The sequence below is a fragment of the Mangrovihabitans endophyticus genome, from assembly GCF_014646155.1.
Classification (GTDB): Bacteria; Actinomycetota; Actinomycetes; order Mycobacteriales; family Micromonosporaceae; genus Actinoplanes; species Actinoplanes endophyticus.
This window is the reverse complement of the sequence record NZ_BMMX01000001.1, coordinates 706,398-728,215: the sequence shown is the minus strand read 5'-3', so window position 1 is coordinate 728,215 and position 21,818 is coordinate 706,398. Positions and strand designations below refer to the sequence as shown.

Genomic DNA, 21,818 nt, shown 5'->3' with positions numbered 1-21,818 from the left:
CTCGACTACCGTGCCGGCCTCGTGACAACGGGCTTGAAGACGCGCTCCACCTGTGCGGCCAACGCGTCCACGCTCCACCGCTGCGCCGCGGACAACACCCGCATCGGTTCCGGGTTCTGGTACAGCGTCACGTCGTATCCGCTCGCGCCGATGACGCGCCCGGTCAACCAGTCCGACTGCTCGCCGGCCAGGTAGGCCACGATCGGCGCCACGTTGTCGGGCGAACGTTCCAGGTCGGTGCGCACCCCGGCCCGGCGCCGGTCGTCCGGCACCGATGCCGTCATGCGGGTGGCCGCCCCCGGCGAGATCGCGTTCGCCGTGACCCCGTATCTGGCCAGACCGTTCGCGCAGGAATAGGTGAGCCCGACGATGCCCATCTTCGCGGCTGCGTAGTTCGGCTGGCCGGGCGCGCCGAACAGGCCGGAGCTGGACGTAAAGTTGATCAGCCGGTAGTGACCGTTCTCGTTGCGCTGCTCGTGCCAGAAGGCGGCGGCCGGCTTGATGGTGTTGAAGTGGCCCTTCAGGTGGACTCGGATCACGTCGTCCCATTCCTGCTCGGACATGTTGAAGATCATCCGGTCGCGCAGGATTCCGGCGGCGTTGACGAGCACGTCGAGCGTGCCGAACGTGTCGATCGCGGTCCGGATCAGCCCTTCCCCCGCTTCCGCGTCGCCCACGTCCGCGCCGTTGGCGACCGCTTCCCCGCCGGTCGCCACGATGTCCTTGACGACCTGAGCCGCGGGCGTCTCGTCCGAGCCGCTGCCGTCCAGGGCACCGCCCAGGTCGTTGACGACCACGCGCGCCCCCTGCGCCGCCAGCAGGCGCGCGACGGAGGCGCCGATCCCGCGGCCGGCGCCGGTGACGACGGCGACCCTGCCACTCAACGGGGTCATGACGGCGCTCCCTTGGCGGGAGCCGGTTCCTTGGGCAGGCCCAGCGCCCGTTCGGCGATGATGTTGCGCTGGACCTCGCTGGTGCCGGAATAGATGGTGCCGGCCCGCGCCGCCAGGAACACCTCCTGCCAGTGGCTCAACGGGTAGCCCTCGCCCGCCGGGCGCACCATCCCCTCGGCGCCGAGCAGGTCGGCGGCGATCTCACCGAGACGCTTCTCGTATTCGCTCCAGAACAGCTTGGACGTCGACGCCTCCGGCCCGGGTTCGCGGCCCTCGGCGAGCTGCGCCATCGTCCGCATCCCGGAGATCCGCATGATCTGCACGTGGGTGTACGCCCAGGCGAGCTGCTGCCGCACCACCGGTTCCCGCTCGCGACCCACCTCGCGGGCGAGGTCCACGAGGTTCCAGAGCTGCCGCTCGAAGCGCAGATGCGCGGTGGAAGCCCCGCCGCCGCGCTCGAACCCGAGCGTGGTCATGGCGACCCGCCAGCCGTTGTCCAGCCCGCCGATGACGTTGAACAGCGGCGCCCGCGCGCCGTCGAAGAACTCCTCGCCGAACTGCTCCGCACCGGTCATCTGCCGGACCGGGCGCGCCTCGATGTGGTTGTCCAGGAAGGGCACCAGGATGTAGGACAGGCCGCGATGCTTGGGCACATCCGGGTTGGTGCGGCACAAGATGAAGATCATGTTTGCCCGGTAGAAGCCGGAGGTCCAGAGCTTCTGCCCGGTGATCACCACCTCGTCACCGTCCACCACCGCGCGGGTCTCCACCCCGGCGAGGTCGGAGCCGTGGTCGGGCTCGGAGAACCCCTGGCAGTACACGTCCTCACCGGACCGGATCCGAGGCAGGAAGTATTCCTGCTGCTCGGGTGTCCCGTGCGCGATCACCGACGGTCCGACCATCCCCTCACCGAACCCGCGGTAGACCAGCGGAAGCCCCGCCCGGCGCAGCTCCTCGGCGTAGATGGCGCTGTGCAACGCGGTGAAGCCCCGGCCGCCGAAGCGCTGCGGCCACCGTGGGCAGATGAGGTTCGCGTCGAGCAGGCGTCGGTCCCACTCCGCGTACAGCTCGCTCTTCATCGCGTCGGCGTTGACGCTGTAGCCACCGGTCATCCCGGTGGCGGTCCAGTCCGTGAGGGCGGCCAGGCCGTCCGGTGCGTTGGCGTCGATCCAATCTCGGATCGACCTGCGGAACCGGGCCGCTTCCGGCCCGAGATCGATGTCCATCGGCTCTCCTCTGCTACTGGTTCGGTGCCGCGTCGTCGTCGCCCCGGGTGCCGTCGGGCACAGGCGTGGCGGCCACGGCACGTACGGCAGGTATCGATCGTCAGCCGCCGCGCGTGACCACCAGGACGTCCAGCGCCTCGACCTCGGATCCGTTCACCCACAAGGGATTGACTTCAATCGTCTGCAGTCTCGGCCCGAGGGCGAGTGCCGCCTCGCCGAGGGCGCCCACCGCCTGGGCGACCGCCGCGAGGTCGACCGGCGGGGTGCCGCGGGCGCCGCGCAACACGGCCGCGCCGCGCAGCTCGCCGAGCATGCGTTCCACCTCGTCGGGCGGCACCGGCAAGGCCCGCAGGCTGACGTCGTGCAACACCTCGACGAGAACTCCGCCCAACCCGACCGCCACGACCGGCCCGAACGACGGATCGACGGTGACGCCGGCGAACAACTCGACCCCTCGGCCACGCATGGCGGTCACCAGCACGCCGTCGACGGCGGCGGCATGGGCGCGTCCCGCGGCCTCGACACGATCGAACGCGGCGGCGACCGCGGCCGCATCGGGCAGATCGAGGGCGACCCCGCCGTGGTCGGACTTGTGGGTCAGCGCCGCCGCGCAGATCTTGAGGGCGACCGGATATCCCAGCCGGTCGGCCGCCGCGACCGCACCGGCGGCCGTGGTGGCCAGTTCGCCCGGCACCACACGCACGCCGTGCGCCGCGACCAGGTCTCGCGACGCGGCCTCCGACATCGGGCCGGACGGCAGGCCGGCATGGGCGGCCGGGACCGCGTGCCGCTCCGGTGCGGGCCTGAGCGCGGCACGGGACCGGGCCGACGTCCAGCGCAGCGCGTGCCCGAGCGCCCGGATCCCGAACTCGATGCCGCCCAGGGCGTGCAACCCGTACCCGGCCAGCAGGTCGCGGCCGTAGGGCGAGATGTCCGTGCAGGTGGTGGTGAAGTGCACGATCGCCTTGCCGGTCCGGTTCTGCGTCGCCACGATGCCGGCGTACCGGCGGTGCCAGGGAGCCGGGTCGGGCGGCGGATCGACGGGCACGGCCACCGCGTTGAAGACGAAGTCGACGCCCGGGTCGTCGACGACCGCGTTGAGGGCGACATCGCCGACGCCGCTGGCCGCCGCCTTCGCATCGGCAAGCGTGAAACCGGTGATGTCCAAGGGATTGCGCACCGCCGCGAACGCGGGCAGCGCCTCGCTCAGCCGGGACACGGTGGACGGCGCGAAATCCGGGATCTCGATGCCCTCGTCGGCGCACCGGTCGGCGATGATGTCGCAGGCCCCGCCGGATGCCGTCACCACACCCATGCGGGAACCGGACGGCGGCCGGCCGTACCCGAACAGCCCCGCGGTGATCAGCAACTCCTCCAGGCTGTCGACCCGGATGACGCCGTGCTGGCGCAGCACCGCGGCGACCACCGCGTCGTCTCCGGCGATCGCTCCGGTGTGTGCGAGCGCGGTGGCCCGCCCGGCTGCCGTGCGGCCGACCTTCAACACCACGAGCGGCTTGCCCACCGTGAGCGCCTTGTCGGCCAGCGCCAGGAACCGGTGCGGATCGCGGATCGACTCCAGGAACAGGGCGATCACCTTGGTGGCGTCGTCGTCGAGCAGGTAGTCGACGACGTCGGCGGCCGTGATGATCACCTCGTTGCCCATCGAGGACAACAGGCTGGTCCCGATCGCGCGAGCGCGGGTGAATCCCATGACGTTGCTGGCCAGCGCGCCGCTCTGCAGCACGATGCCGACCGGGCCGGGCAGCACCGGCGGGACGATGTGCAGGCCGAACGGGGCGGCGTGCGCGTGCGCGTTGACGAAGCCGAGACAGTTCGGGCCGAGCACGGTCAGGTCGTGGTCGATCGCGATGTCCGCCAGCCGGCGTTCGCGGCGGCGGCCCGCCTCGCCTCCCTCACCGAAACCGGCCGCGAGCACGATGACATTGCGGATGCCGACGGTGGCGGCGTCGTCCAGGACGGATTCCACCGCGTCGGTCGGCACCAGCGCGAACGCGAGATCGACCGGCCGATCCAGGTCCGTCAGGCGACGGATCGTCGGTGTGCCGAACGCGGACCGATGGCGGCGGTGCACCGGCACCATCGGTCCGGGAAGCCCGGCGGTGCGCAGACTCTCCACGATGAAGCCGGCCCAGCCCGAGGAGTCCGAGGCGCCGACCAGCGCGACCGACCGTGGCGCGAAGAAGGAACGCAGCCGCTGCGGCGTCACCAGGCGGAGCCGTGCTCGTTCCCGATCGGGGTCTCGGCCCGGCGTGAGGTCGGGGCGGATGAGCTCGTCGGTGGTCCCCATCCCGATTCTCCTCCCCGGTAGTGCCGGTTCGGTCCTAGAATTCGGTTCTGAAATGACATGACACCCGAGAGCCGTTCCCTCTGTCAATGGTTGACAGCGTGACATCGGCGCGAAACGATACTAGAACTTCGTTCTAAATCCTGACCGGATCATCGATCTTCCACGGAAGGGCTGCGATGACCCTCGACCACAGCCTGGTCGGCGTCGCCGGGGAGCCGGTGGCACGCTCATGGACGTCCACCGACACCATCCTCTACGCGCTCGGCGTGGGCGCCGGAGCCGCGGACCCGCTCGCCGAGCTCGAGTTCACCACCGAGAACACCGAGGGCGTCGCACAGCGCGTGCTGCCCACCTTCGCCGTGCTCGCCGCCCAGGCACGAGGTGGCCGCCGACGCAAACTCGGTGACTTCGACCCGGCTCGCCTGCTGCACGCCGAGCAGGCGTTCGAGCTGCACCGGCCGCTGCCACCGGCCGGGGAGGTGACCGTGACCTCGACGATCACCGGCATGTACGACAAGGGAAAGGGCGCGCTGGTGACGACCTCCAGCGTGGCCACCACGGCCGACGGTGAGCCGCTGGTCACCGCGCACGGCGGCATCTTCGTCCTGGGCGAGGGCGGATTCGGCGGCGATCCGGGTGTGAAGGACGCCTGGAAGCTGCCCGACCGGGAGCCGGACCACCGGGTCAGCTATCCGACGAGACCCGATCAGGCCCTGCTCTATCGGCTGTCCGGCGACCGCAATCCGTTGCACGCCGATCCGGCGTTCGCGGCTCGCGGCGGCTACGACCGGCCGATCCTGCACGGGCTGTGCACCTATGGATTCACCGGGCGGGCGCTGCTGCACACCTTGTGCGGCTCCGACCCGGCCCGCTTCCACACCATGTCCGGGCGGTTCAGCCGGCCCGTGCTGCCGGGACAGTCCTTGACCGTGTCCATCTGGGTGGACGGTGACGGGCAGGTCTTGTTCCGGACCACCACCGACGACGGCACCGTGGTGATCGACCGGGGCGTCGCCACCTTCTCCTGAATTCGGACGGGAGTCCGCTCATGTCCGACCAACGCGCCGCCATCGCCGGAATCCACGAGTTCCCCGACCGCCGGGTCGACGGGATGAGCAAGCTGCAGATCAAGGCCGAGTCCGCGGCGCGGGCGCTGGCCGACGCCGGGCTGTCATGGCGCGACGTCGACGCCCTGTACGACGCCGGCGAGACCGGGCCGATGTCCGGCCTGACCATCGCGGAGTATTTCGGCATCGATCCGCGGGTCGTCGACACCACCGCGGTGGGAGGCAGTTCGTTCGAGTTCCATGCCGCGCACGCGGCCCGCGACATCGCCGCGGGCCGGGCCCGGGTGGCCCTGCTGACCTACGGATCCACCGCCAAGAGCGACGCCCGCGCCATCGGCACCGGCGCGCGCCGCCCACCGGCCGAGCCGATGCCGGCGGCGAACATGGAGACGCCGTACGGGCTGACGCTCATCGGAAACTACGCGCTCGTCGCTCGGCGGCACATGCACCAGTACGGCACGACCCCGGAACAGCTCGCCGAGATCGCCGTGACCACCCGCGCCCACGCCGCCCGCAACCCGGACGCGGTGCGCGGGCTTTCCGCCATCGGCATCAAGAACACCGGCGACATCACCATCGACGACGTGCTGACGTCGCGTCTGGTCGCCGATCCGTTGCACCTGTTGGAGTGCTGCATCGTGTCCGACGGCGGCGGCGCGGTCGTCATCGTGTCCGCCGAGGTGGCCCGCGACATCCGGACCCGCCCGGTCTGGATCCTGGGCAGCGGCGAGGCAATCGGCTACCCGGGAAACGGCCGGGACATCACGACCAGCGCGGCCGTACTCAGCGGACCGGCGGCGTTCGACCAGGCCGGGGTGACCCCGGACCGGATCGACGTCGCGATGATCTACGACTCGTTCACCATCACGGTGCTGACGATCCTGGAAGATCTGGGCTTCGCGAAGAAGGGCGACGGCGGGCCGTACGTCCAGGGCGGCCGGCTGCGCTGGGACACCCCCGGCGGCCCGGCCCTGAACACCGACGGCGGCGGCCTGTCGTCCAACCATCCGGGCATGCGGGGCATCTTTCTGTTGATCGAGGCGGTCCGGCAACTGCGCGGCGAGTCGACCGCACAGGTGGACGGTGCGCGCCTCGCGCTCGCGCACGGCAACGGCGGACAGCTCGGCACCCGCCACGCCGCCGCCACCGTCATCCTCGGAAGGGAGTGACGTCATGACTCAGCCGGCGCGACCGCTGCCCTCCCTCGACGAGCCGGACACCGCACACTTCTGGCGTGCGACGAGGGAGCATCGACTGCTGTATCAAGCCGATCCGGAAACCGGCGACACGGTCTACTTCCCCCGCCGCCACGGCGTCCACACTCTCGGCGCAGCACCGCGGTGGCGGGAGTCCGCCGGGCTCGGAACGGTCTACACGGTCACCGTCATCCGGCAGCACGGCCATCCGTACTTCAGATCCCGCACTCCGTACGCGGTCGGCTTCGTCGACCTGGACGAGGGGTTCCGGATGCTTGCCGAGATCGGCGGCGATCCGGACGCGGTTCGCGTCGGGCAACGGGTGCGTGTCGGCTGGGAGGACCACGAGGACCTCAGCGTGCCGATCTTCCAGGCCGTGGAAGACAGCCGACGATAGCCGAGGAATGTTCTAGAACGCCGCACCATGTTGTCGTAACACCACCGTCACGTCCCACGGATACACGGCCACGCATAATGAACACTGAGCCGTGTGGAAGGGGGACCCCATGCCGTCCAAGGCGACACCGCGGACGATCGATGTCAAGCAGCCGTCTGCTCGTCGCTGGAGCACCACCGACGGCGTGCGTGCCGACCTTCTCGACGCCGCCCGCGCGGTGTTCGCCAAGCGCGGGTTCACCGACGCCAGCGTGACCGAGGTGGTCGAGCGCGCCGGTTCCAGCGTCGGCAGCCTCTACCACCACTTCGGCGGCAAGACCGAGCTGTTCCTGGCCCTGTGGGAGCGGCACTACGAGGAACAGCGGCAGATCGCCCGGGCCGCCGTCCTGGCCGCCCGGGAAGGCGGGGTCACCGATCCGTACGACCTGTTCCTCGCCGGAGCCCGCGCGTACCTCGAAGCGACCTGGAGCCGGCGCGACCTGGTCCGGATCTTCCAGGTCGGTGACACCCCACCCGGCTTTCCGGAACTGCAGCGCCGGGGCAGCCGCGCCTGGCTCGGCGCCAATGTCAAGCTGCTGGCCGGCGAGAACGACGCGGTGCACCGGGTGCTCGCCGGGCTCGTCACCAGCTTCGTCGGCGACGCGCGGCGGGAGATCGCCAAGTCGCGGTCCGCGCGGGCGGCGACCGCGCACGTCGCCGCGATGATGGAGGTGCTGGAGCGGATGCGTCCCATCATCACCGGCGACTTCGGCATCGAGGTGAGCTACGACGAGGACGCCGTTCCGGCAGGCTGAGCGGGCTCGTCAGACCGGCCGCGAGATCGGTTCGAACCGCATGCGCAGATCCTGGGCCTGGCGGTCGCGCCGGAACCAGGTCAACGGGGCAAGGTGCTCGTCCGGGCCGGCCGGCGGCAGCAGCACCCGCTCACCGTCCGCTTCGGGCCATTCGACGTCGCCGTCGAGCGTACGGGCGGCGGCCGTCCAATACTCGCCGGTGCGGTACGTGCCCTCCGCACCGAACTTCACCTGCACGCCCTGCTCCAGCGCGATCCACTCGTCCTCCACGATCGGCACCGCGCCGCCGGACAGCTTCGGACCGCCCCGCCCGCCCGCGCGCTGGTCCCAGCGCCGCAGGTAGGGGTGCCGCGCCGGGTCCCGCCCGACCTCGTCGGCGGGCACTGCGGACAGCCGCACCCGGCGTCCGCCGAAGTCGACGTCGACCACCTGCAGCAGCGGCCCCGGCTCGCCGCCACGGACCGCCGTGTCGTCGACCACCTCCACCCAGTCCTCCACCTCGGGCAGCATCTTGTCGTCGGTCGACCCGGTGACGGTCACCCATTCGCTCTCGAACCCGCCGATCGCGTAGACCGCCGAGCCGTTGTCCCGCGACCACTTGAACGTGGCCGTGCCCGCCGCGCCGCCGCGATGCACCTCGATGCGGTAGAGCTGGTTCTCCGGCCCGCGATAGGCCGCGTCGGGGTTGGTGATGCAGGGGTCGTCGTTCGCGTTGCCGGGGCGCTCCACGCCGACCGAGGCCAGGCTGTGATGGGTGCGCTTGTCCTGCGCCCAGGCCTCGAATGCCTCCGGTATGGTCTCGAACCCGCCGGTGTCGAAGTCGGTGGCCACCAGCACCTGCCAGGCCACGCGTAGCCGCAGCGTGGTGCCGGGCAGCGCCGGGCCGAGCGCCTTCTCGTGCAGGTCGGGATCCTCGATGGCGTTCACCACGACCTCACGCGCCCGCAGATAGACCAGGAAGCCGTCGTCCGGCAACCCGTCGGTGTCCGGGTCGATGAACGCGTCCGGCTGTGTCAGGTAGGTCCAGGCGCTGCCGTCCGGCCGGGTCGCGTCGCACAGAATGCCGTCCACGTAGTAGCGGCCCGGCCCGATGGTCAGGTCGGGATGGTCGCCCTCGTCGGTGCGGACGAGGGCGAAGCCGAGGTCAGCCGCCGGGCCCGCGTGCGGTCCGAGCAGGTCGGCGGTCAACCGCCGGGTGCGGTACGCCTGGATCGCGGTGTGCTCGTTGTCCTCCGCGTCGAGGCGGAGCCGGCCCTGCTGGCTGAGGACCGCGGTGTGGTGCTTGCCGGGCCGGAAGGTGAGACGCGAGAAGTCGCCGTGCATGGTGGGTCCTCCGAAGTTCGGACGCGGTGGTCAGTCGACGAAGACGAGGCCGGCTGCGGCGCCGGCGGGAGTGAACTCATCGAGCCGGCGGCGTAGGTCGTCCTCGCGCTGCGGCTGGAACAGATGGTGGTAGACGCCCATTTCGGAGCGGTCCTCGGCGCCGCGCCGGATCTCGTCCGGGCAGGACTGCGCCAGTTGCAGGTAGCCGGCCATGCCGTACCCGCGGGCGGTGAATCGTGGGCGGACCCGGTTGAGGATCAGCCGGCGCTCGTCCGCGTCGCCGGCGCCGCGCAGCGCGGTGTCCGGCTCGCAGTGGAACCGCCGCGGCGTTCGCGAGCCGGCCGGCAGGTAGCAGAACCGGATGCAGCCGACCGCCCGGCGGGCCACCCGGACCTTGCCGTCCAGGATGCAGTTCTCGGCCAGCCGGATCGCGTGGGTGCAGATCCGGCCGATCACGGTGCAGCGTTCCACGTTCAGCACGGCGTGGGCCAGGCGCCCTTCGGGCCCGGTCAGCGCCTCACGGTCGGTCGCGGTGGCGTCCAGGATGCTGTCGGTGATCCGGATGTCGAGCGGGTCGGTGTGCACCTCGTCGGCGACGACCACGATGGTGCCGAGGATGCTGCGGGTGATGTTCAGACATGCGCGGGTCTCCTCCAGCACCAGGCTGGGTTCGGCCGGGTGGGTCGGCGCGCAGTGCGACTCCAGTGACCAGCCCGGCACCAGGGTGCAATGCCGGATGTCCACCTCGGCCAGCGGCCCGGCGACGCTCACCCCGCGGCCGGTGATCAGCAGTCCGTCCAGGACCATCCGGGCGCCCTTGCCGACGCCGCGCAACTGGAGCGCGTCCGGCCGGTTGGAATACCAGTTGAGCAGCCGCAACGTCGGACGTTTACCCTCGGCCGCCCGCAACGTCAGCCGCTGCCCCTCGCCGACCTCGAACTCGAGCTGCTCCTGGTAGGCGCCGTTGTCGGTGATCTCGATGATCGCCTCCGCGGGCTGGTCGGCCTTCCATCGCTCGTACGCCTGGTTGATCCGTTCGAAGTCCGCGCCGTCGCCGACGCGATAGGTCGGCACGGCCTGCGGCGTCACCGGCAGTCGCGGATACTCGCCTCCGCCCAGGTCGTCGGGGAAGGCGTGGTGGTAGGACACCCACACGCCACGGCGGGGCAGAGCGCGCCGGCCGAACGCGATCCGGCCGAGCACCGGATCGACCACCACCTGGTTGGGTCCGGGCCGGTAGCGCCAACCGGACAGGTCAGCGACCACGATGGCGGACAACGGAACCGGCGTGGGCGGGGCGTTGCGCGCGCCGGCCCAGATGGTGAAGCTCCTGCCCGGCCCGTAGAACTCGGGCAGCCGGTCCCGCGCCGCCCGGCGGGAGATCGCCACCGGCAGGTTCTCGGCTCCGGCCAGGTGTGTGCGCACCGGCTCGGGGACCGGATTGGTGATCAACCCGGTGTCGTTGCCGAGCACCGAGAACGTGTAGAGGTTGCGGGCGCTGTCGATGCAGTTGGCCGGGGCCCGGGTGACCGGCTGTGCGGTCCGCCGCCAGACGAACACGCCCACCGCCTGCGGGTTGTGCCGACCGGTACGGCGGCCGGGGGCGCTGATCCGCGGCGCCTCGGCCAGATGCGTGGACTCATCGAACGGCGTGCCGAGCAGGTCCAGTGCGGCACCGTCGCGCACGTCGATCAGCCGGCCAGGGGTGCGGCCGGCTCGACGGACGATGGCGGCGGCGTCGCCGTACAGGCGCACCGGCTGGGTGATGCCGAGGGTGCGACGGAACTCCACCGCCCGGGCCGGCCAGTCCGCCACCGAGCGGGCCAGATCCTCCAGCACCGAGAGGGTGCCCTTGCGCCGCCGGGCGGACACCGTGTCGGCGACGTCGCGGCGCGGCGCCAGCCGGGCGGCCAGCAGCCGGGCCGATTCGTCGCCCGCGGCCAGCGCCGCGGTGTAGCCGCCGGCGATCCGGTAACCGACCAGACCCCCGATGTAGTTCACCGCCCACGGGGCGCACGTCTCGATGAACCAGTCCTCGTACAACTGGGCGACCGCGTCCTCGGTGAGTCCTAGCTGCTCGCCGACCACGGCGAGCAGCGCGCTCAACGCGGCGCCGGTTTCCGCGTCGCGGCGCTGCACGTGCACCGGCAGCAGCGCGGCGAGGTTGGGCTGGCTGGTCACGACGTGGCCTCCCGCAGGATGAGGGTGTCGCTCAGATCGGCGGAGAACATCACGAGTTGCGCGGGACGGATGCCGCGGAACACCACCACCTCGGTGCCGGCCGGCACGTCGGCGTCGCCCGGCACCGCCGGATTGAGCGCGAGCAGCCGCGCGACGGTGATGCCGTTGGCGGCGGCGATCGCGGTGAGCGTCATCGCCCCGTCGTCCGGCACCGTGTAGGTCGCCTCGTGGAACTCGGCCAGCCGAGCCGGCACCACCGGCTGCGGGGTGGCCACCTGGGCCGGCAGGTTCTGCAGGTCCTCCGGGGTCAGCGAGCCGGGCACCCCGGTGAACACGTCGACGTCCACGTAGTCCACACCGGGCACGTTCTGGATCGCCGCCACCAGTTCGGAGCGGTACGCAGGCTGGCCCAGGTCGCGGGCCGCGAAGCCCAGCCGGTCCAGCACGGCCGCCCGGATCACCGGTTCGACCAGCTCGAACGAGTAGTCCGGCAGCACCCGCACGGTCGCCGCGGCCAGCAGCAGCACCGCCTCACGCACCGCAACCTCGGTGGCCAGGCGCGGGTCGCCGAAGGTCACCAGCGACGCGCGCAGCGCGGTGACGATGCCGGAGTCGTCGGCCAGCGGGATGTCTCCCGAGCCGGCCACCGTCACGTGCACCAGCTCGCGATTCCCGTCGCGGACCTGCCGGGCCGACGCCCGCCCGATGCCGGCCCGCTCACGCGCGAAGTCCGCGTAGTCGCTCACCCCGACCAGGCGGTCCAGCGCGGCCACCGCGACCGGGATGCCGCGGCGCAACTGATGCTGGTCGTCGGGGTCGGCGCCGCCGTCGGCGGCCACCGGGTTGGTCACCGCGGACACCCCCGCCGGGCGGGACACCAACTGGGTGATCTGCCGCTCCCGGACGTTGCCGGCGGCACCGACGCCGACCCGGTACTCGGCCCGCACATTCTCCACTCCGGTGGGCAGCCGGGCGCCGTTCACCCCGTCGCCGAACGTCACCCGGGTGCGCCCGTCGTCGCCGACGGAGGTGACATAGACGCGCTCCTGCGGCCCCCGGCCGGCGAAGTTGTCCACCTCGTGCCAGCGCGTGCCGTCGACCCGCACCACCAAGGTGTTCTCGGCACCCAGCGGGGTGTCCGCGGCCATCCAGGTGAGCGGGCCTAGGAACAGGGTGAAGGTCTGGCCCGGCCGGCTCGCGTCGCCGCTGCCGATGACCTCCGCCCGGCTGGCACCGTGGGTGGCCCGAGCCACGTTGCCGAGGCAGTGCACGGTCGGCCGCCGGTAGGTGAAGTTCAGCGGCACGGCGAGCGTCAGCACGGTGTGGATCAGCGCGGTCGGCCGGGTGGGGTCGACGAACTGCTCGACCGCCGCCACCATCACCACCTCGGTTCCGGTGACGCCCGGTGCGTCCACGTCGGTTCGCTCGCCGGTGACCACGATGAGCCGGCCGGGCCGGATGCCCTCGTACAGCGCGGCCAGCTCGATGCGGTCGCCGCCGACGTCGCTCGGATCCGGCTCGGTGGCCAGATCGAGCCGCTCACCGCGGGCATAGACGATGGTGTCGCGGATGTGGTTGAGCGACGTGTCGTCCGGCAGGAGCCAGTCGTCGTCCAGCTCGAGCTGGGTCACCTTGCCGGTGATGCCGAAGTCGGCCAGGGCGACCGTGCGCACCTCGTTGACCGTGGTGAACAACAGCATCGGCTTGCCGGGCCGCTCGACCACCACCCAGCTATCCCGGGCGATGCCCTCATAGACCGCGTCCAGCGCGATCACGTTGCGGGCGAACGGCGCCGACGTCGCGGAGGTGAGCGAGAACACCGGGTTCTGCAGGTCCCCCGCAGTCCGGCGGACGGACACCGTCCGATCGCCATGGACGCCACTCTGCGGCTGGGAGATCACTTCCAGCGACAGCGATGTTCCGTTGTGGACGGTGACCGAGACCGCGCCGGTGGCCGGCGACTGCGGCAGCGTCAGCCCGAACGCCGCGGCCTCGTTGACGGTGAAGGTGGCCTCCACACCCGGATCCGGGCCCTCTTCGCCCGCGGCGGCCACGTCGGGGCCGCCCCGCTCCGGTTGCGTGACGACCAGCGACACCTGCCACGGCCCGAGGTCGACACCGTCGTCTCCGTCGCCGATGTCGGCGTGCGCGGTCCAGCTCATGCCGTCCGGCGCGGTGTAGCGGAACTGGATCACCGACGGCATCCCGTCGGCGTAGGTGACTCCCAGGAACAACTGGTCGGCCCGGCCCAGCGGCCATTCGATGGTGCCGGTGACCGTGCCCTGGCTGTCGAACACGAGCCGGTCGGGCGCGGTGGCCCCGAACGGCGGCGCGGTCACCCGCATCGCCTGCAGGCCCTTGAGCGCCTGATCCTGGGCGACGTTGATCTGCCGCCAGGCGGTGTAGAGGTCACGCAGCCGCGGGTCGACCGCGGTGAGGAGCTGGGCGCCGAAGTCGGAGCCCGGCGCGAAGATGTCGGCCGGCTTGCGGTCCAGGTCACGGGCGCTCGCCGGGGGTCGCGACGGCGGGCGGCGCAGCGGGCCGAGCAGCGCGGCGAGACCGGCCAGGGCGGGGTTGGGCGAGGCGGTGGCGGCCAGCGCGAGCTCGGTGAACAGTGAGGGCGCGGGCGGCGGCGCCGGGGGCGTGGCCGCATCACGCAGGTCGACGAGGCGGTCGCGATGTGCCGCGAACCAGCCACGGACGCTGTCGTACGCCTCACCCGCGGTCGCGGCGGTGTCCGCCCGCGCGATGGCCTCGGCCAGCGCGGCCCGCGGATCGGTCGCGGCGGCGAAACCCTCCGGCAGCCGGGTCAGGTCGGTGTCGACGTAGCGGCGGACGATGCGGCTGCGCTCGTACATCGGATCGGTCTTGGCCTGCTCGACGGTGGCGCGGATCCGGGCCGGCAGCGGGTCCGGCGCGGCTTGGGCGGTGAAGCCGACGACCGTGCGGCCGGCCGCGGCGTCCTCACTGACCGCGCTCAGCACCAGCAACTGCGGCGAACCCGCGACGCCGGGGCCGAAGTCGAACAGCAGCCGGTCGGCCGGCTTCAGGTTGAGGTTGGCGCCGGTGAGGGTCAGCTCAAGAAGGCCGCCCAGGTCCCCCGGCGTGACCTGGATCGGACGGTTCACCTGGACCCGCATGTCGTTCAGCGACCAGCGCGCGATCAGGTCCTCGCCGGTCTCGAAGGCCTGGGCGTCCTGGCCCGGCGCGGGCACGCTCTGCGCTCGCATCCCGGCCGGGATCAGCACGTCCACGTCGCGCTGGGCGGCGTCACGGTCGGCGGTGAACGCGAGGTAGGTGCCGGCCGCGACGCCGGGCCGCGGCGCGTACCCGACGAGCCGGCCGAGCAGCCGCAGCGACCGATCCTCGGTGGCGGTGCGCAGATAGCCCTCGTTGGCGATCCGCTCGGAATAGAAGGTCAGCAGGTCGCCCAGCACGGCGGCGTCGTCGAGAAGGGCGATGGCCGGGTCGTCCGCGGTCCGTGCGGTGAACCGGGCCAGCTCCGGCACCGACGACAGCCGCGCCAGCATGGCGGCCAGAAACGACCCGTGGTCGCCGGCCCGGTACGGGATCGCCGGCAGCCCCGGCGGCGGGCCGGGTGAGCGGACGTCCGCGCAGCCGCCCCCGCAGCCACATGTGCAGTTCATCGGCCACCTCCGGCCACGTGGAGGGACAGCCGGCCGTCTTCGGGCCGGTCGGAAGCGTTGTCGAGCTGGGCGATCTGCAGCGGGCCGAGCGGCAGCAGGCCGGTCTCGACCTCGCCGTCGTCCGTGCCGAAGAGCCGCCGCAGGCCGGTGACCTCGGCACCGGTGACGCCGGGGACGGCGACCGCCGCGGCGACCAGGCGGCTGGCACGCACCGGCTCACCGAACGACACCGCGTCCGGCCGGAACAGTTCCAGCAGCCGGCCGGTGACCGCCTCGACGACCTGCCCGCGCGGATAGCCGTCGTCGACGCAGATGGTCACCTCGACCAGCAGCGGGACCAGGTCGGCCGGGCCGGCCACCACGTCGTGCCCGATTCTCCGGTACGGCTCCAGTGCGGCGTTCACCGCGTCGATGAGCGTGTCGGTGGGCGAGTCGGCGCCGAACGGGTCGATCGCCACGTGCACCTCGGCCGAACCGGCGACGTACCGGAAACTCGCCGCCGCCCGTTGCACGCCCGGCACCCGGGCGGCCAGGTCGGCGTAGTCGGCTGCGGTGACCGCGCGCAGGCGGGTGCGATGCGGGGCCAGCGGCGCCATGGTGCGCACCACGTCGACCGGTTCGGGATCGGTGCCGCCGGTGGCCGGCATCGGGTTGCGCACCTGTTCCACTCCGGGCGCCTCGGCCCCGCTCGCCAGCACCAGGTGGGCGACCGCCTCGGCGCCGACGTTGCCGGCGGTGCCGTTGCCGACCCGGTACCACGCCCGCAGCGTGCCGCCGGGATCCGGGATCCGGCCGTGCACGCCGTCGCCGAAGCGCAGCGTCAGCCCTCCGTCGTTGCCGACCTCGCCGACGAAGGCGGCCGAGCGCGGGCCTTCGGCAAGCAGGTCGCGCCGGGGTGTCCAGTCGCCGTCGGTCAACCGGACCGCGGGCAGCGCGGCGCGCGGGTCGGGCGCGCCGATCTGCGATGCCGGTCCGGCCAGCGCGGGATCGTCCGGTTCGAGGTGTTCGGCGTAGGCCGGGCCCCACGAGTGCCGGATCTCCCACGCCACGTCACGGCCGAGGACCCGGCCGTCGGCGGCGAGCGCGACCAGCCGGGCGATGCGGGTCAGCTTGGCCGCCAACAGCGTGTCGAACCGACCGGCCAGCACCGCCAACGCGCGGACCCGGTGGCGGTCCGGCCGCAGCGCGGCCACGGTGGCCGCGCCGAACAGGCGGATCAGCTCCTCGTTCTCGTCCGGCTCCGGGTGGTGGCCGGCGCGGGCGTTGCGCCACAGATCCGCCAACCGCTCGCGGGCCCTGCCGGGCACAGACGCCAACAACCGGGACTGGGCCGCGGCGACCTGCGCCGGGGCCGGGAACGGAGCAGCCTGGGTCACCGGGATGTGGGACAGTCGGGGCCGGTACGGCGTGGGGGTGCCGCAGCCGTCCCACTCCGGCGCCGTCAGCTCTTCCGGGTCGCGCCCGTCAAAGGTCAGCGAGCGACCGTGGTCGACCACGACGGTGTTGCCCCGCGCCACGGTCAGGTCCTGTTCCCCGCAGGCGGACAGCACGGCGGTGAACCGCAAGGCGTCCTCGGGCGCCCACGTCACGTCGAGGATCGGCCGGCGGTAGAGGCGATCCACGCCGGGCTCGACGCCGATCACCCGGACCGCCTGCCGGTGATTCGGGTCGCTGTCGGCGGCGGCGCCCGTGCCCGGGCCGCGCACCTCCTCGATGATCAGGATGTCGCCCGGCTCGATGTGCAGCGCGCGCGGGCGTTCGTGGTCGTGGTCCTCGTCGTCGTCGCCGTCGACGTGCTCGTCGGTCCAGTCGTCGCGCAGGGTGGCCGTGGTGGCGCCGGCCGGGATCCGGCAGTCGGTGTCGCCCCACGTCCAGAATCTGATGCAGTCGTGCTCCGGGCGGATCGTCACGTCGTCCGCGCTCATCGGTTCGAAGACCTCGACCGGCACCGTCCGCATCAGCCGCAGCAGTTCCTCGTCGGCCAGCACGGGGCCCGGCGCCGGGCGGTCGCGCGGGTCGACCGCGCTGACGTCGATGGCCGCGAACCGGAACCGGCCGGGGCACAACGTCACCGTCTCCGTGCTGCGCACCGTGACGATGGCCCGCGCGTTGCCGCCGTCGTGCATCGCGTAGTCGACCAGGCGCACGTGGCGGCGCACCGACTCGCGGAGCCGGGCGGTGTCCAGGTACGCCTCGGTGGCCACCGCGTCCTGGGCGTACGAGATCTGGTCACCCCGGTACGCCAGCAACTCGACCAGCGTGAGCGGCAGATCGGGCACGTGGCGTTCCACCCATCGCGGCGAGGTCAGCGTCATCCGGTCCAGCAGCAGCCGACGCAGCGCCGCGTAGTCGCGGGCGGTGTAGTCGATGACCGGCGGGGGCGGCCCGTCCCCCGGGGCAGGCTCGGCCGGCCGGCAGTCCAGATCGGCCGGGCAGTCCGGGCGGAACGTGAAGTCCGCGCTGCCGTAGCGCTCGTCGAAACCGTAATAGGGCACGGTGCCGGGCCGCCCGTACGGTCCGGGCAGGACCACGGAGAGCGTGTATGTCGACGCGTCGCCGATCCGGTCCAGTTCCACGTGCATGTGGTCGTCGAGGTCCGGGTCCTCGGCCCGCTCGATGGTGACGCCGAGCGCGACGATGCCGGTGATGCGCCGGCCGCCGTCGATCCGGATGTTCTCCGGTTTCAGATCGTGTCCGGGTGCCTTGCCGAGGAAGGTGACGATGAGCGTACGTCCGTCGTCGCCGACCTCGATCTCGTCGATGCCGTTCCAGTGATGCCGGCGCACCCGCTTGCGGCGTTCCGGCGTCGCGCATTCGATATCGGCGCTCATGTCGCCGTCCTCCCCGTGAACACGTCGTCGCGAGCCGTGCCGGTGGCCCGCACCGTGTACCTGATCCGGATCGAGAGCGTGCCCTCGTCCCGGTCGATCTCGATGGCGCCGATGTCGATGACGTCACCCAGCCAGCGCTGCAGGCTCGCCTGCACGGACACCTGCAACGTGGCCACCAGTTCGATGCTGTTCGGTTCGAAGACCAGGTCGCCCAGGCCGCAGCCGAAGTCCGGGCGCATCACCCGCTCCCCCGGGCTGGTGAACAGCAGCAGCTCGATCATGTCGGCGACATGGTCGTCGTAGCCCGCCTCCGCGGTGCGCCCGCGCCCGTCGATCGCGAACGGGAACGCCACGTCCAGCCGCCCGCTCACTGCGCCACCGCCCGCGGTTGCACGCCCGGCACCGACGGCGGGCCCTGCGGCGCCTGCTCGGCGCTCTGGCACACGCCGGTCGAGGTGGACAGCACCACCGGGCTGCCGTTGACGGTGACCCGGACCGCCGGTCCCGGCCACCGGATGGTCACGCACGGCTGCGGTTTGCCGGAGACGTTGAGGGGACAACCGGTCACCGTGTACGTGTCGGCCACCGTCGCCGCGGCGTTGCCGGACACGGTGACCCGTGCCTGCGTGGACTGCACCGTCCCCCGCCCGCCGTGCGGGCACATGATGGTGGCCGCGACGTGCAAGATGTTTCCTGGCATGGATCCCCCTACTTGACGGTCAACGCGCCCTTGTTGATGTCGACCTGCGTGGCGGACAGTGAGATGACCGCGCCCTTGCCGTTGTCCAGCGTGATGCCGGAGTCGTTGATCTCGATCTTGGCGCCGCTCGCGTGGGTCACCGAGATGCCGGGACCACCGGGCAGATCGGAGAGCACGACGCGGTGCCCGCCGCCGGTCTGCACGACGATGTTGGGCGAGCCTGGAGGACCGGTCAGCGCCTCATCGGGCACGTCGGCGGCGGTGTCGTAGAAGCAGCCGGTCCAGATCGGGGTGTTGATGTCGCCCTGCTCGAACTCCAGCCAGACCCGCGCGCCGACCCTCGGCACCGCGAAGACACCCAGTTGCGATCCGGCCAGCGGGAAGGCCGGCAGCGCCCACGACGACGGGTCGTAGTCGTGCACACCTGTCACGTTGACCCGCAGGCGGCCACGCAACTCCGGGTCCGCGTTGTCCGCAACCGTGCCACGGAACTTGCCGAGCAGGGCATCCGCCACGGCGCTGCCTCCGTTTCTGTGCGTGTTCTCGGCCCGCTAGGGGACGACGACCGGGGTGAGCGGGATCAGGCCCTCGCGGGCCAGGGTGAAGTTCTGCGTGTACGCGCCACGCCGCAGGTTGTGCGTGACGCTCTTGACGAAATACAAGCCGTCGTAGGTGATGCCGGCGCCGCGCACGCCGACCAGTTCCCGCGACCGCAGCACGAAGCCGTGGCGCAGCACGTCGAGCTGCCCGGATCCGGTCACCGCATCCGCCGACTCGGCCACCTTGGCCAGCGTCTCGGCCAGCACCTGAGTGGCGTCCTTGTTCGCGGTGTCCTTGAGCGTCCGCTTCTTCAGCGCGGGCGCGGGCTTCAGCGCCAGCGGCGGGCGCAGCACGCTCACCTCCGGCACCGGCAGCACGGTGGACACGCGCGTGCCCGGAATCTCCACCCGTGCCTGCAGGTCTTCCTTGGCCGAGCCGTCGAAGCTGAACGTCAACTCATCCACCGTGGACAGACCGTCCATGTTGACGTTCAGCGCGTGCTGGGGCACGCCGAGGCGGACTTCCGGACCCCAATAGGCCCTGCTCACCCCCGGCGCCGGGCCGGGGTCGAGGTAGAAGACGAAACCGTTGGCCTTGGCCAGTTCGTTCAGGTAGCCGAGGTCGGTGCCCTGCTGGAACGGGATGCGGTTGGTGGGCATCGGGGTGTCCGGGAACAACTCGGGGATGACCAGCGGGACGATGCCCCACTGGGCGTATCCGCCGATGATCTCGGCGACCTGGGCGGCGTGCGGGCGGGCGGAGAACGACGTGCCGGTCTTCTCCTCCAGGTCCATCAGGATGGTCAGGTCCTCGCCCGTGACGGTGAGCGTCGACTGCCCCGCCTGGTTGCTGATCCCCACCTCCTGGCGGGTGATGACCCCGTCGATGAGCACGGTGGGCACGCCCCGCACGGTGGCAACCAGGATGACCCGGATCTGCGGGTCGAAGAAACCGGCCGGCAGCAACGCGGTGTTGATCAGAGCGTTCTTCGCCAGATCGAAGCCGAGCTGGAAACCGCTGCGTTGGCCCGCCGTGATCGTCACCTGCGCGGACAGCAGCGCGTCGGTGACCGGCTGCGGCACCGGCACGGCAAGGCGCGGGCCCATCAGCAGGCTCAGGTGCGTCGGCGAGTCAGCCACCGGTGCCTCCCGGCACACCGTCGGGAAGCGTGATGCGCAGCCGGCGCCCCGGCGTCGCGGTCAGCTCGTCCGGATCCAACACCGGGTTGGCGTCGGCGATCCGCCACCATTGCTCGGCGTCCCCGAAATAGCGGTATGCCAGCAGGTCGGGCCGGTCCCCTTCGGACACCTCATGCTCGCTGAGCACGGTGAGCCGCCCGGCCGGCGGCAGCAGGCGGCGCCGCAGGTAGGGAATCTCGACGCCGTCGGCCCGCACGTGCACGGCCGCGTCGATGCCGAAATAGCGGCTGGTCCTCGGCACTTCCGCCATGTGGTATCCCCTTTTCAGATCCTGGTCAGGCCCAACGCGGAGATGCCGGCCGCCTTGGTGCCGGCGGCGAGGTTCTCCTTCTGCACGAGGTGGGCCAGGTAGAGCTCGGCGCCGCGATGCCCGGTGGGCAGGTCGTTGACGGTCAGCACCCGCAGCCCGACGCTGACCGTCGCCCGGATCGGGTTCAGGTTCGCGTCGAACGCGTCCTCGGTGATGGAAAGCTGGGTGAGACGCACCGGGAGCACCCGCCGCCCGCCCCAGACGAACAGGGTCAGCGGCGCCTCCACCGGCAGCACTTCGAGCGTGCCGACGGCGGCCAGCGCCTGGTTGGACCGCAGCAGCCCGCTGGGCGGCTGGATCAGCAGTTCCAACAGGGCGAGCTGCGGATGAATCCCGTCCGGGGCCGGCTGATCGGCCTGGTCGGTGGCGTCGATCTCGGCATCGAAGGTCCACGTCTCCACGGCCGGCCCGGTGAGGCGCAGCGCCTCCGTCCGGTCTCCCTGCCCCTCGGCCGCGGTCGCCTGCGGCGCAAGGCTGCGTTGCAGCGAGTCGGGATTGAACTGCATGACCACGACCCGCCGCGGCGCCCCGCTGACCGGATCGACCGTGACCAGCCCAGACCGTACCGGCCGTCCCAGATCCAGAAACCCGACAGTCATGACTGCGCACTGTTCTCGTGGAGCCAGTCGGTGAGCGCCTGCGCCTGCCGCCGGATCGCCTCAGCCGGATCGTCCGCGGCCATGCGGCGGACGCTCGTCATGAGCGGCGGCCACAGGGCGTACGCGGCGCCGTAGAGCGCCCCTTCCCGGACGCTTTCCGCGTTGTCGTGCAGCCCCTCGTCGAGCCGGCTGGCGAAGCGCGTATCAACGGTGAGCGGTGCGCCCATGCCCAGCACGATCAGGGCCTCACGACGCTCGTCCACGGTGCGCGCCGCGTCCGCGGCGCTGATCAGCGCGTCGTCATCGGCGACGTCGAGGTATTCGGAGACGATTCCGCTGAACTCCGCTACCGCTTCATCCTCGCTGCCGGTGACCTGCACGTACGACCGGTGAGTGGGGGCGTCGAGGCCGTAGTGCAGAAAGTTGCTCGGTGACAGCCGCCAGGTGACCTCGCGAATCAACCCGGCGACGGCGACGGGAGACGCATCCCGCACCTTCCCCGCCCCGACGTCGTCGGCCAGCCCGTTCACCGTGTCGAAACCGGACTCCGCCGGCAACACGAAGCGTCGGCTGTGCACCGACCCCCACTCCATCATGGCAATCCTCTC

At 71.7% G+C, this 21,818-nt stretch carries 18 protein-coding genes; 4 read left to right on the top strand and 14 right to left on the bottom strand.

The genetic code is table 11. The features are described from left to right. Nucleotides 1-5: 5 nt before the first annotated feature. The 3 genes from IEY73_RS02835 to IEY73_RS02825 all read right to left on the bottom strand — a co-directional run bounded on the left by IEY73_RS02835 (nucleotide 6) and on the right by IEY73_RS02825 (nucleotide 4,427). Nucleotides 6-893, bottom strand: a complete 888-nt coding sequence (locus tag IEY73_RS02835; protein WP_189077412.1) for an SDR family NAD(P)-dependent oxidoreductase — start codon at nucleotides 891-893, stop codon at nucleotides 6-8. Beyond that, complete coding sequence (locus IEY73_RS02830) at nucleotides 890-2,119, bottom strand: acyl-CoA dehydrogenase family protein (protein ID WP_189077411.1); 1,230 nt, start codon at nucleotides 2,117-2,119, stop codon at nucleotides 890-892. Before IEY73_RS02830 ends, IEY73_RS02835 begins: the two co-directional genes overlap by 4 nt. Nucleotides 2,120-2,219: 100 nt before the next feature. Continuing rightward, a complete protein-coding gene (locus tag IEY73_RS02825; protein WP_189077410.1) occupies nucleotides 2,220-4,427 on the bottom strand; it encodes an acetate--CoA ligase family protein in 2,208 nt (735 codons plus the stop codon). A gap of 176 nt (nucleotides 4,428-4,603) precedes the next feature. On the opposite strand from IEY73_RS02825, the gene IEY73_RS02820 reads away from it, so the two are divergent. The 4 genes from IEY73_RS02820 to IEY73_RS02805 all read left to right on the top strand — a co-directional run bounded on the left by IEY73_RS02820 (nucleotide 4,604) and on the right by IEY73_RS02805 (nucleotide 7,880). Further along, nucleotides 4,604-5,455, top strand: a complete 852-nt coding sequence (locus IEY73_RS02820; RefSeq protein WP_189077409.1) for a MaoC family dehydratase — start codon at nucleotides 4,604-4,606, stop codon at nucleotides 5,453-5,455. A gap of 20 nt (nucleotides 5,456-5,475) precedes the next feature. After that, nucleotides 5,476-6,663, top strand: coding sequence for a thiolase C-terminal domain-containing protein (locus IEY73_RS02815; protein ID WP_189077408.1), 1,188 nt, complete (start codon nucleotides 5,476-5,478; stop codon nucleotides 6,661-6,663). A 4-nt stretch (nucleotides 6,664-6,667) separates the two neighbouring features. After that, nucleotides 6,668-7,087, top strand: a complete 420-nt coding sequence (locus IEY73_RS02810; RefSeq protein WP_189077407.1) for a Zn-ribbon domain-containing OB-fold protein — start codon at nucleotides 6,668-6,670, stop codon at nucleotides 7,085-7,087. Between the two features lie 109 nt (nucleotides 7,088-7,196). Then, entirely contained in the window at nucleotides 7,197-7,880 is a 684-nt protein-coding gene (locus IEY73_RS02805) for a TetR/AcrR family transcriptional regulator (RefSeq protein WP_189077406.1), read from the top strand. A 9-nt stretch (nucleotides 7,881-7,889) separates the two neighbouring features. Here the strand turns inward: IEY73_RS02805 and IEY73_RS02800 are convergent, their stop codons facing one another. The 11 genes from IEY73_RS02800 to IEY73_RS02750 are packed head-to-tail and all read right to left on the bottom strand — an operon-like array spanning nucleotide 7,890 to nucleotide 21,806. Then, complete coding sequence (locus IEY73_RS02800; protein ID WP_189077405.1) at nucleotides 7,890-9,203, bottom strand: DUF6519 domain-containing protein; 1,314 nt, start codon at nucleotides 9,201-9,203, stop codon at nucleotides 7,890-7,892. A 30-nt stretch (nucleotides 9,204-9,233) separates the two neighbouring features. After that, nucleotides 9,234-11,384 (bottom strand): hypothetical protein, encoded by a 2,151-nt coding sequence (locus IEY73_RS02795; protein WP_189077404.1) that lies wholly within the window; start codon nucleotides 11,382-11,384, stop codon nucleotides 9,234-9,236. After that, nucleotides 11,381-15,031: a putative baseplate assembly protein gene (locus IEY73_RS02790; RefSeq protein WP_189077403.1), complete on the bottom strand. Its 3,651-nt coding sequence runs from the start codon at nucleotides 15,029-15,031 to the stop codon at nucleotides 11,381-11,383. Before IEY73_RS02790 ends, IEY73_RS02795 begins: the two co-directional genes overlap by 4 nt. Then, nucleotides 15,028-17,862, bottom strand: coding sequence for a putative baseplate assembly protein (locus IEY73_RS02785; RefSeq protein WP_189077402.1), 2,835 nt, complete (start codon nucleotides 17,860-17,862; stop codon nucleotides 15,028-15,030). Before IEY73_RS02785 ends, IEY73_RS02790 begins: the two co-directional genes overlap by 4 nt. Next, entirely contained in the window at nucleotides 17,859-18,233 is a 375-nt protein-coding gene (locus tag IEY73_RS02780; RefSeq protein WP_229715406.1) for a GPW/gp25 family protein, read from the bottom strand. Before IEY73_RS02780 ends, IEY73_RS02785 begins: the two co-directional genes overlap by 4 nt. Then, the gene (locus IEY73_RS02775; RefSeq protein WP_189077400.1) at nucleotides 18,230-18,562 is read right to left on the bottom strand and encodes a hypothetical protein; all 333 of its coding nucleotides are present in this window, start codon (nucleotides 18,560-18,562) and stop codon (nucleotides 18,230-18,232) included. The genes IEY73_RS02780 and IEY73_RS02775 overlap by 4 nt, the downstream gene beginning before the upstream one ends. A gap of 8 nt (nucleotides 18,563-18,570) precedes the next feature. Further along, complete coding sequence (locus IEY73_RS02770) at nucleotides 18,571-19,077, bottom strand: phage baseplate assembly protein V (protein WP_189077399.1); 507 nt, start codon at nucleotides 19,075-19,077, stop codon at nucleotides 18,571-18,573. Nucleotides 19,078-19,113: 36 nt separating this feature from the next. Next, nucleotides 19,114-20,241, bottom strand: coding sequence for a hypothetical protein (locus IEY73_RS02765; RefSeq protein WP_229715404.1), 1,128 nt, complete (start codon nucleotides 20,239-20,241; stop codon nucleotides 19,114-19,116). After that, complete coding sequence (locus tag IEY73_RS02760; RefSeq protein ID WP_189077398.1) at nucleotides 20,234-20,551, bottom strand: LysM domain-containing protein; 318 nt, start codon at nucleotides 20,549-20,551, stop codon at nucleotides 20,234-20,236. The genes IEY73_RS02765 and IEY73_RS02760 overlap by 8 nt, the downstream gene beginning before the upstream one ends. 14 nt (nucleotides 20,552-20,565) lie before the next feature. Then, nucleotides 20,566-21,210: a CIS tube protein gene (locus IEY73_RS02755; protein ID WP_189077397.1), complete on the bottom strand. Its 645-nt coding sequence runs from the start codon at nucleotides 21,208-21,210 to the stop codon at nucleotides 20,566-20,568. After that, a complete protein-coding gene (locus tag IEY73_RS02750) occupies nucleotides 21,207-21,806 on the bottom strand; it encodes a hypothetical protein (RefSeq protein ID WP_194505927.1) in 600 nt (199 codons plus the stop codon). Before IEY73_RS02750 ends, IEY73_RS02755 begins: the two co-directional genes overlap by 4 nt. Nucleotides 21,807-21,818 lie beyond the last annotated feature (12 nt).

Excerpts from the sequence above, each read along its gene's own strand:
- IEY73_RS02835 (WP_189077412.1), bottom strand. The coding sequence starts at position 893 with ATGACCCCGTTGAGTGGCAGGGTCGCCGTCGTCACCGGCGCCGGCCGC.
- IEY73_RS02830 (WP_189077411.1), bottom strand. The coding sequence starts at position 2,119 with ATGGACATCGATCTCGGGCCGGAAGCGGCCCGGTTCCGCAGGTCGATC.
- IEY73_RS02825 (WP_189077410.1), bottom strand. The coding sequence starts at position 4,427 with ATGGGGACCACCGACGAGCTCATCCGCCCCGACCTCACGCCGGGCCGA.
- IEY73_RS02820 (WP_189077409.1), top strand. The coding sequence starts at position 4,604 with ATGACCCTCGACCACAGCCTGGTCGGCGTCGCCGGGGAGCCGGTGGCA.
- IEY73_RS02815 (WP_189077408.1), top strand. The coding sequence starts at position 5,476 with ATGTCCGACCAACGCGCCGCCATCGCCGGAATCCACGAGTTCCCCGAC.
- IEY73_RS02810 (WP_189077407.1), top strand. The coding sequence starts at position 6,668 with ATGACTCAGCCGGCGCGACCGCTGCCCTCCCTCGACGAGCCGGACACC.
- IEY73_RS02805 (WP_189077406.1), top strand. The coding sequence starts at position 7,197 with ATGCCGTCCAAGGCGACACCGCGGACGATCGATGTCAAGCAGCCGTCT.
- IEY73_RS02800 (WP_189077405.1), bottom strand. The coding sequence starts at position 9,203 with ATGCACGGCGACTTCTCGCGTCTCACCTTCCGGCCCGGCAAGCACCAC.
- IEY73_RS02790 (WP_189077403.1), bottom strand. The coding sequence starts at position 15,031 with ATGAACTGCACATGTGGCTGCGGGGGCGGCTGCGCGGACGTCCGCTCA.
- IEY73_RS02785 (WP_189077402.1), bottom strand. The coding sequence starts at position 17,862 with ATGAGCGCCGATATCGAATGCGCGACGCCGGAACGCCGCAAGCGGGTG.
- IEY73_RS02775 (WP_189077400.1), bottom strand. The coding sequence starts at position 18,562 with ATGCCAGGAAACATCTTGCACGTCGCGGCCACCATCATGTGCCCGCAC.
- IEY73_RS02760 (WP_189077398.1), bottom strand. The coding sequence starts at position 20,551 with ATGGCGGAAGTGCCGAGGACCAGCCGCTATTTCGGCATCGACGCGGCC.
- IEY73_RS02755 (WP_189077397.1), bottom strand. The coding sequence starts at position 21,210 with ATGACTGTCGGGTTTCTGGATCTGGGACGGCCGGTACGGTCTGGGCTG.
- IEY73_RS02750 (WP_194505927.1), bottom strand. The coding sequence starts at position 21,806 with ATGATGGAGTGGGGGTCGGTGCACAGCCGACGCTTCGTGTTGCCGGCG.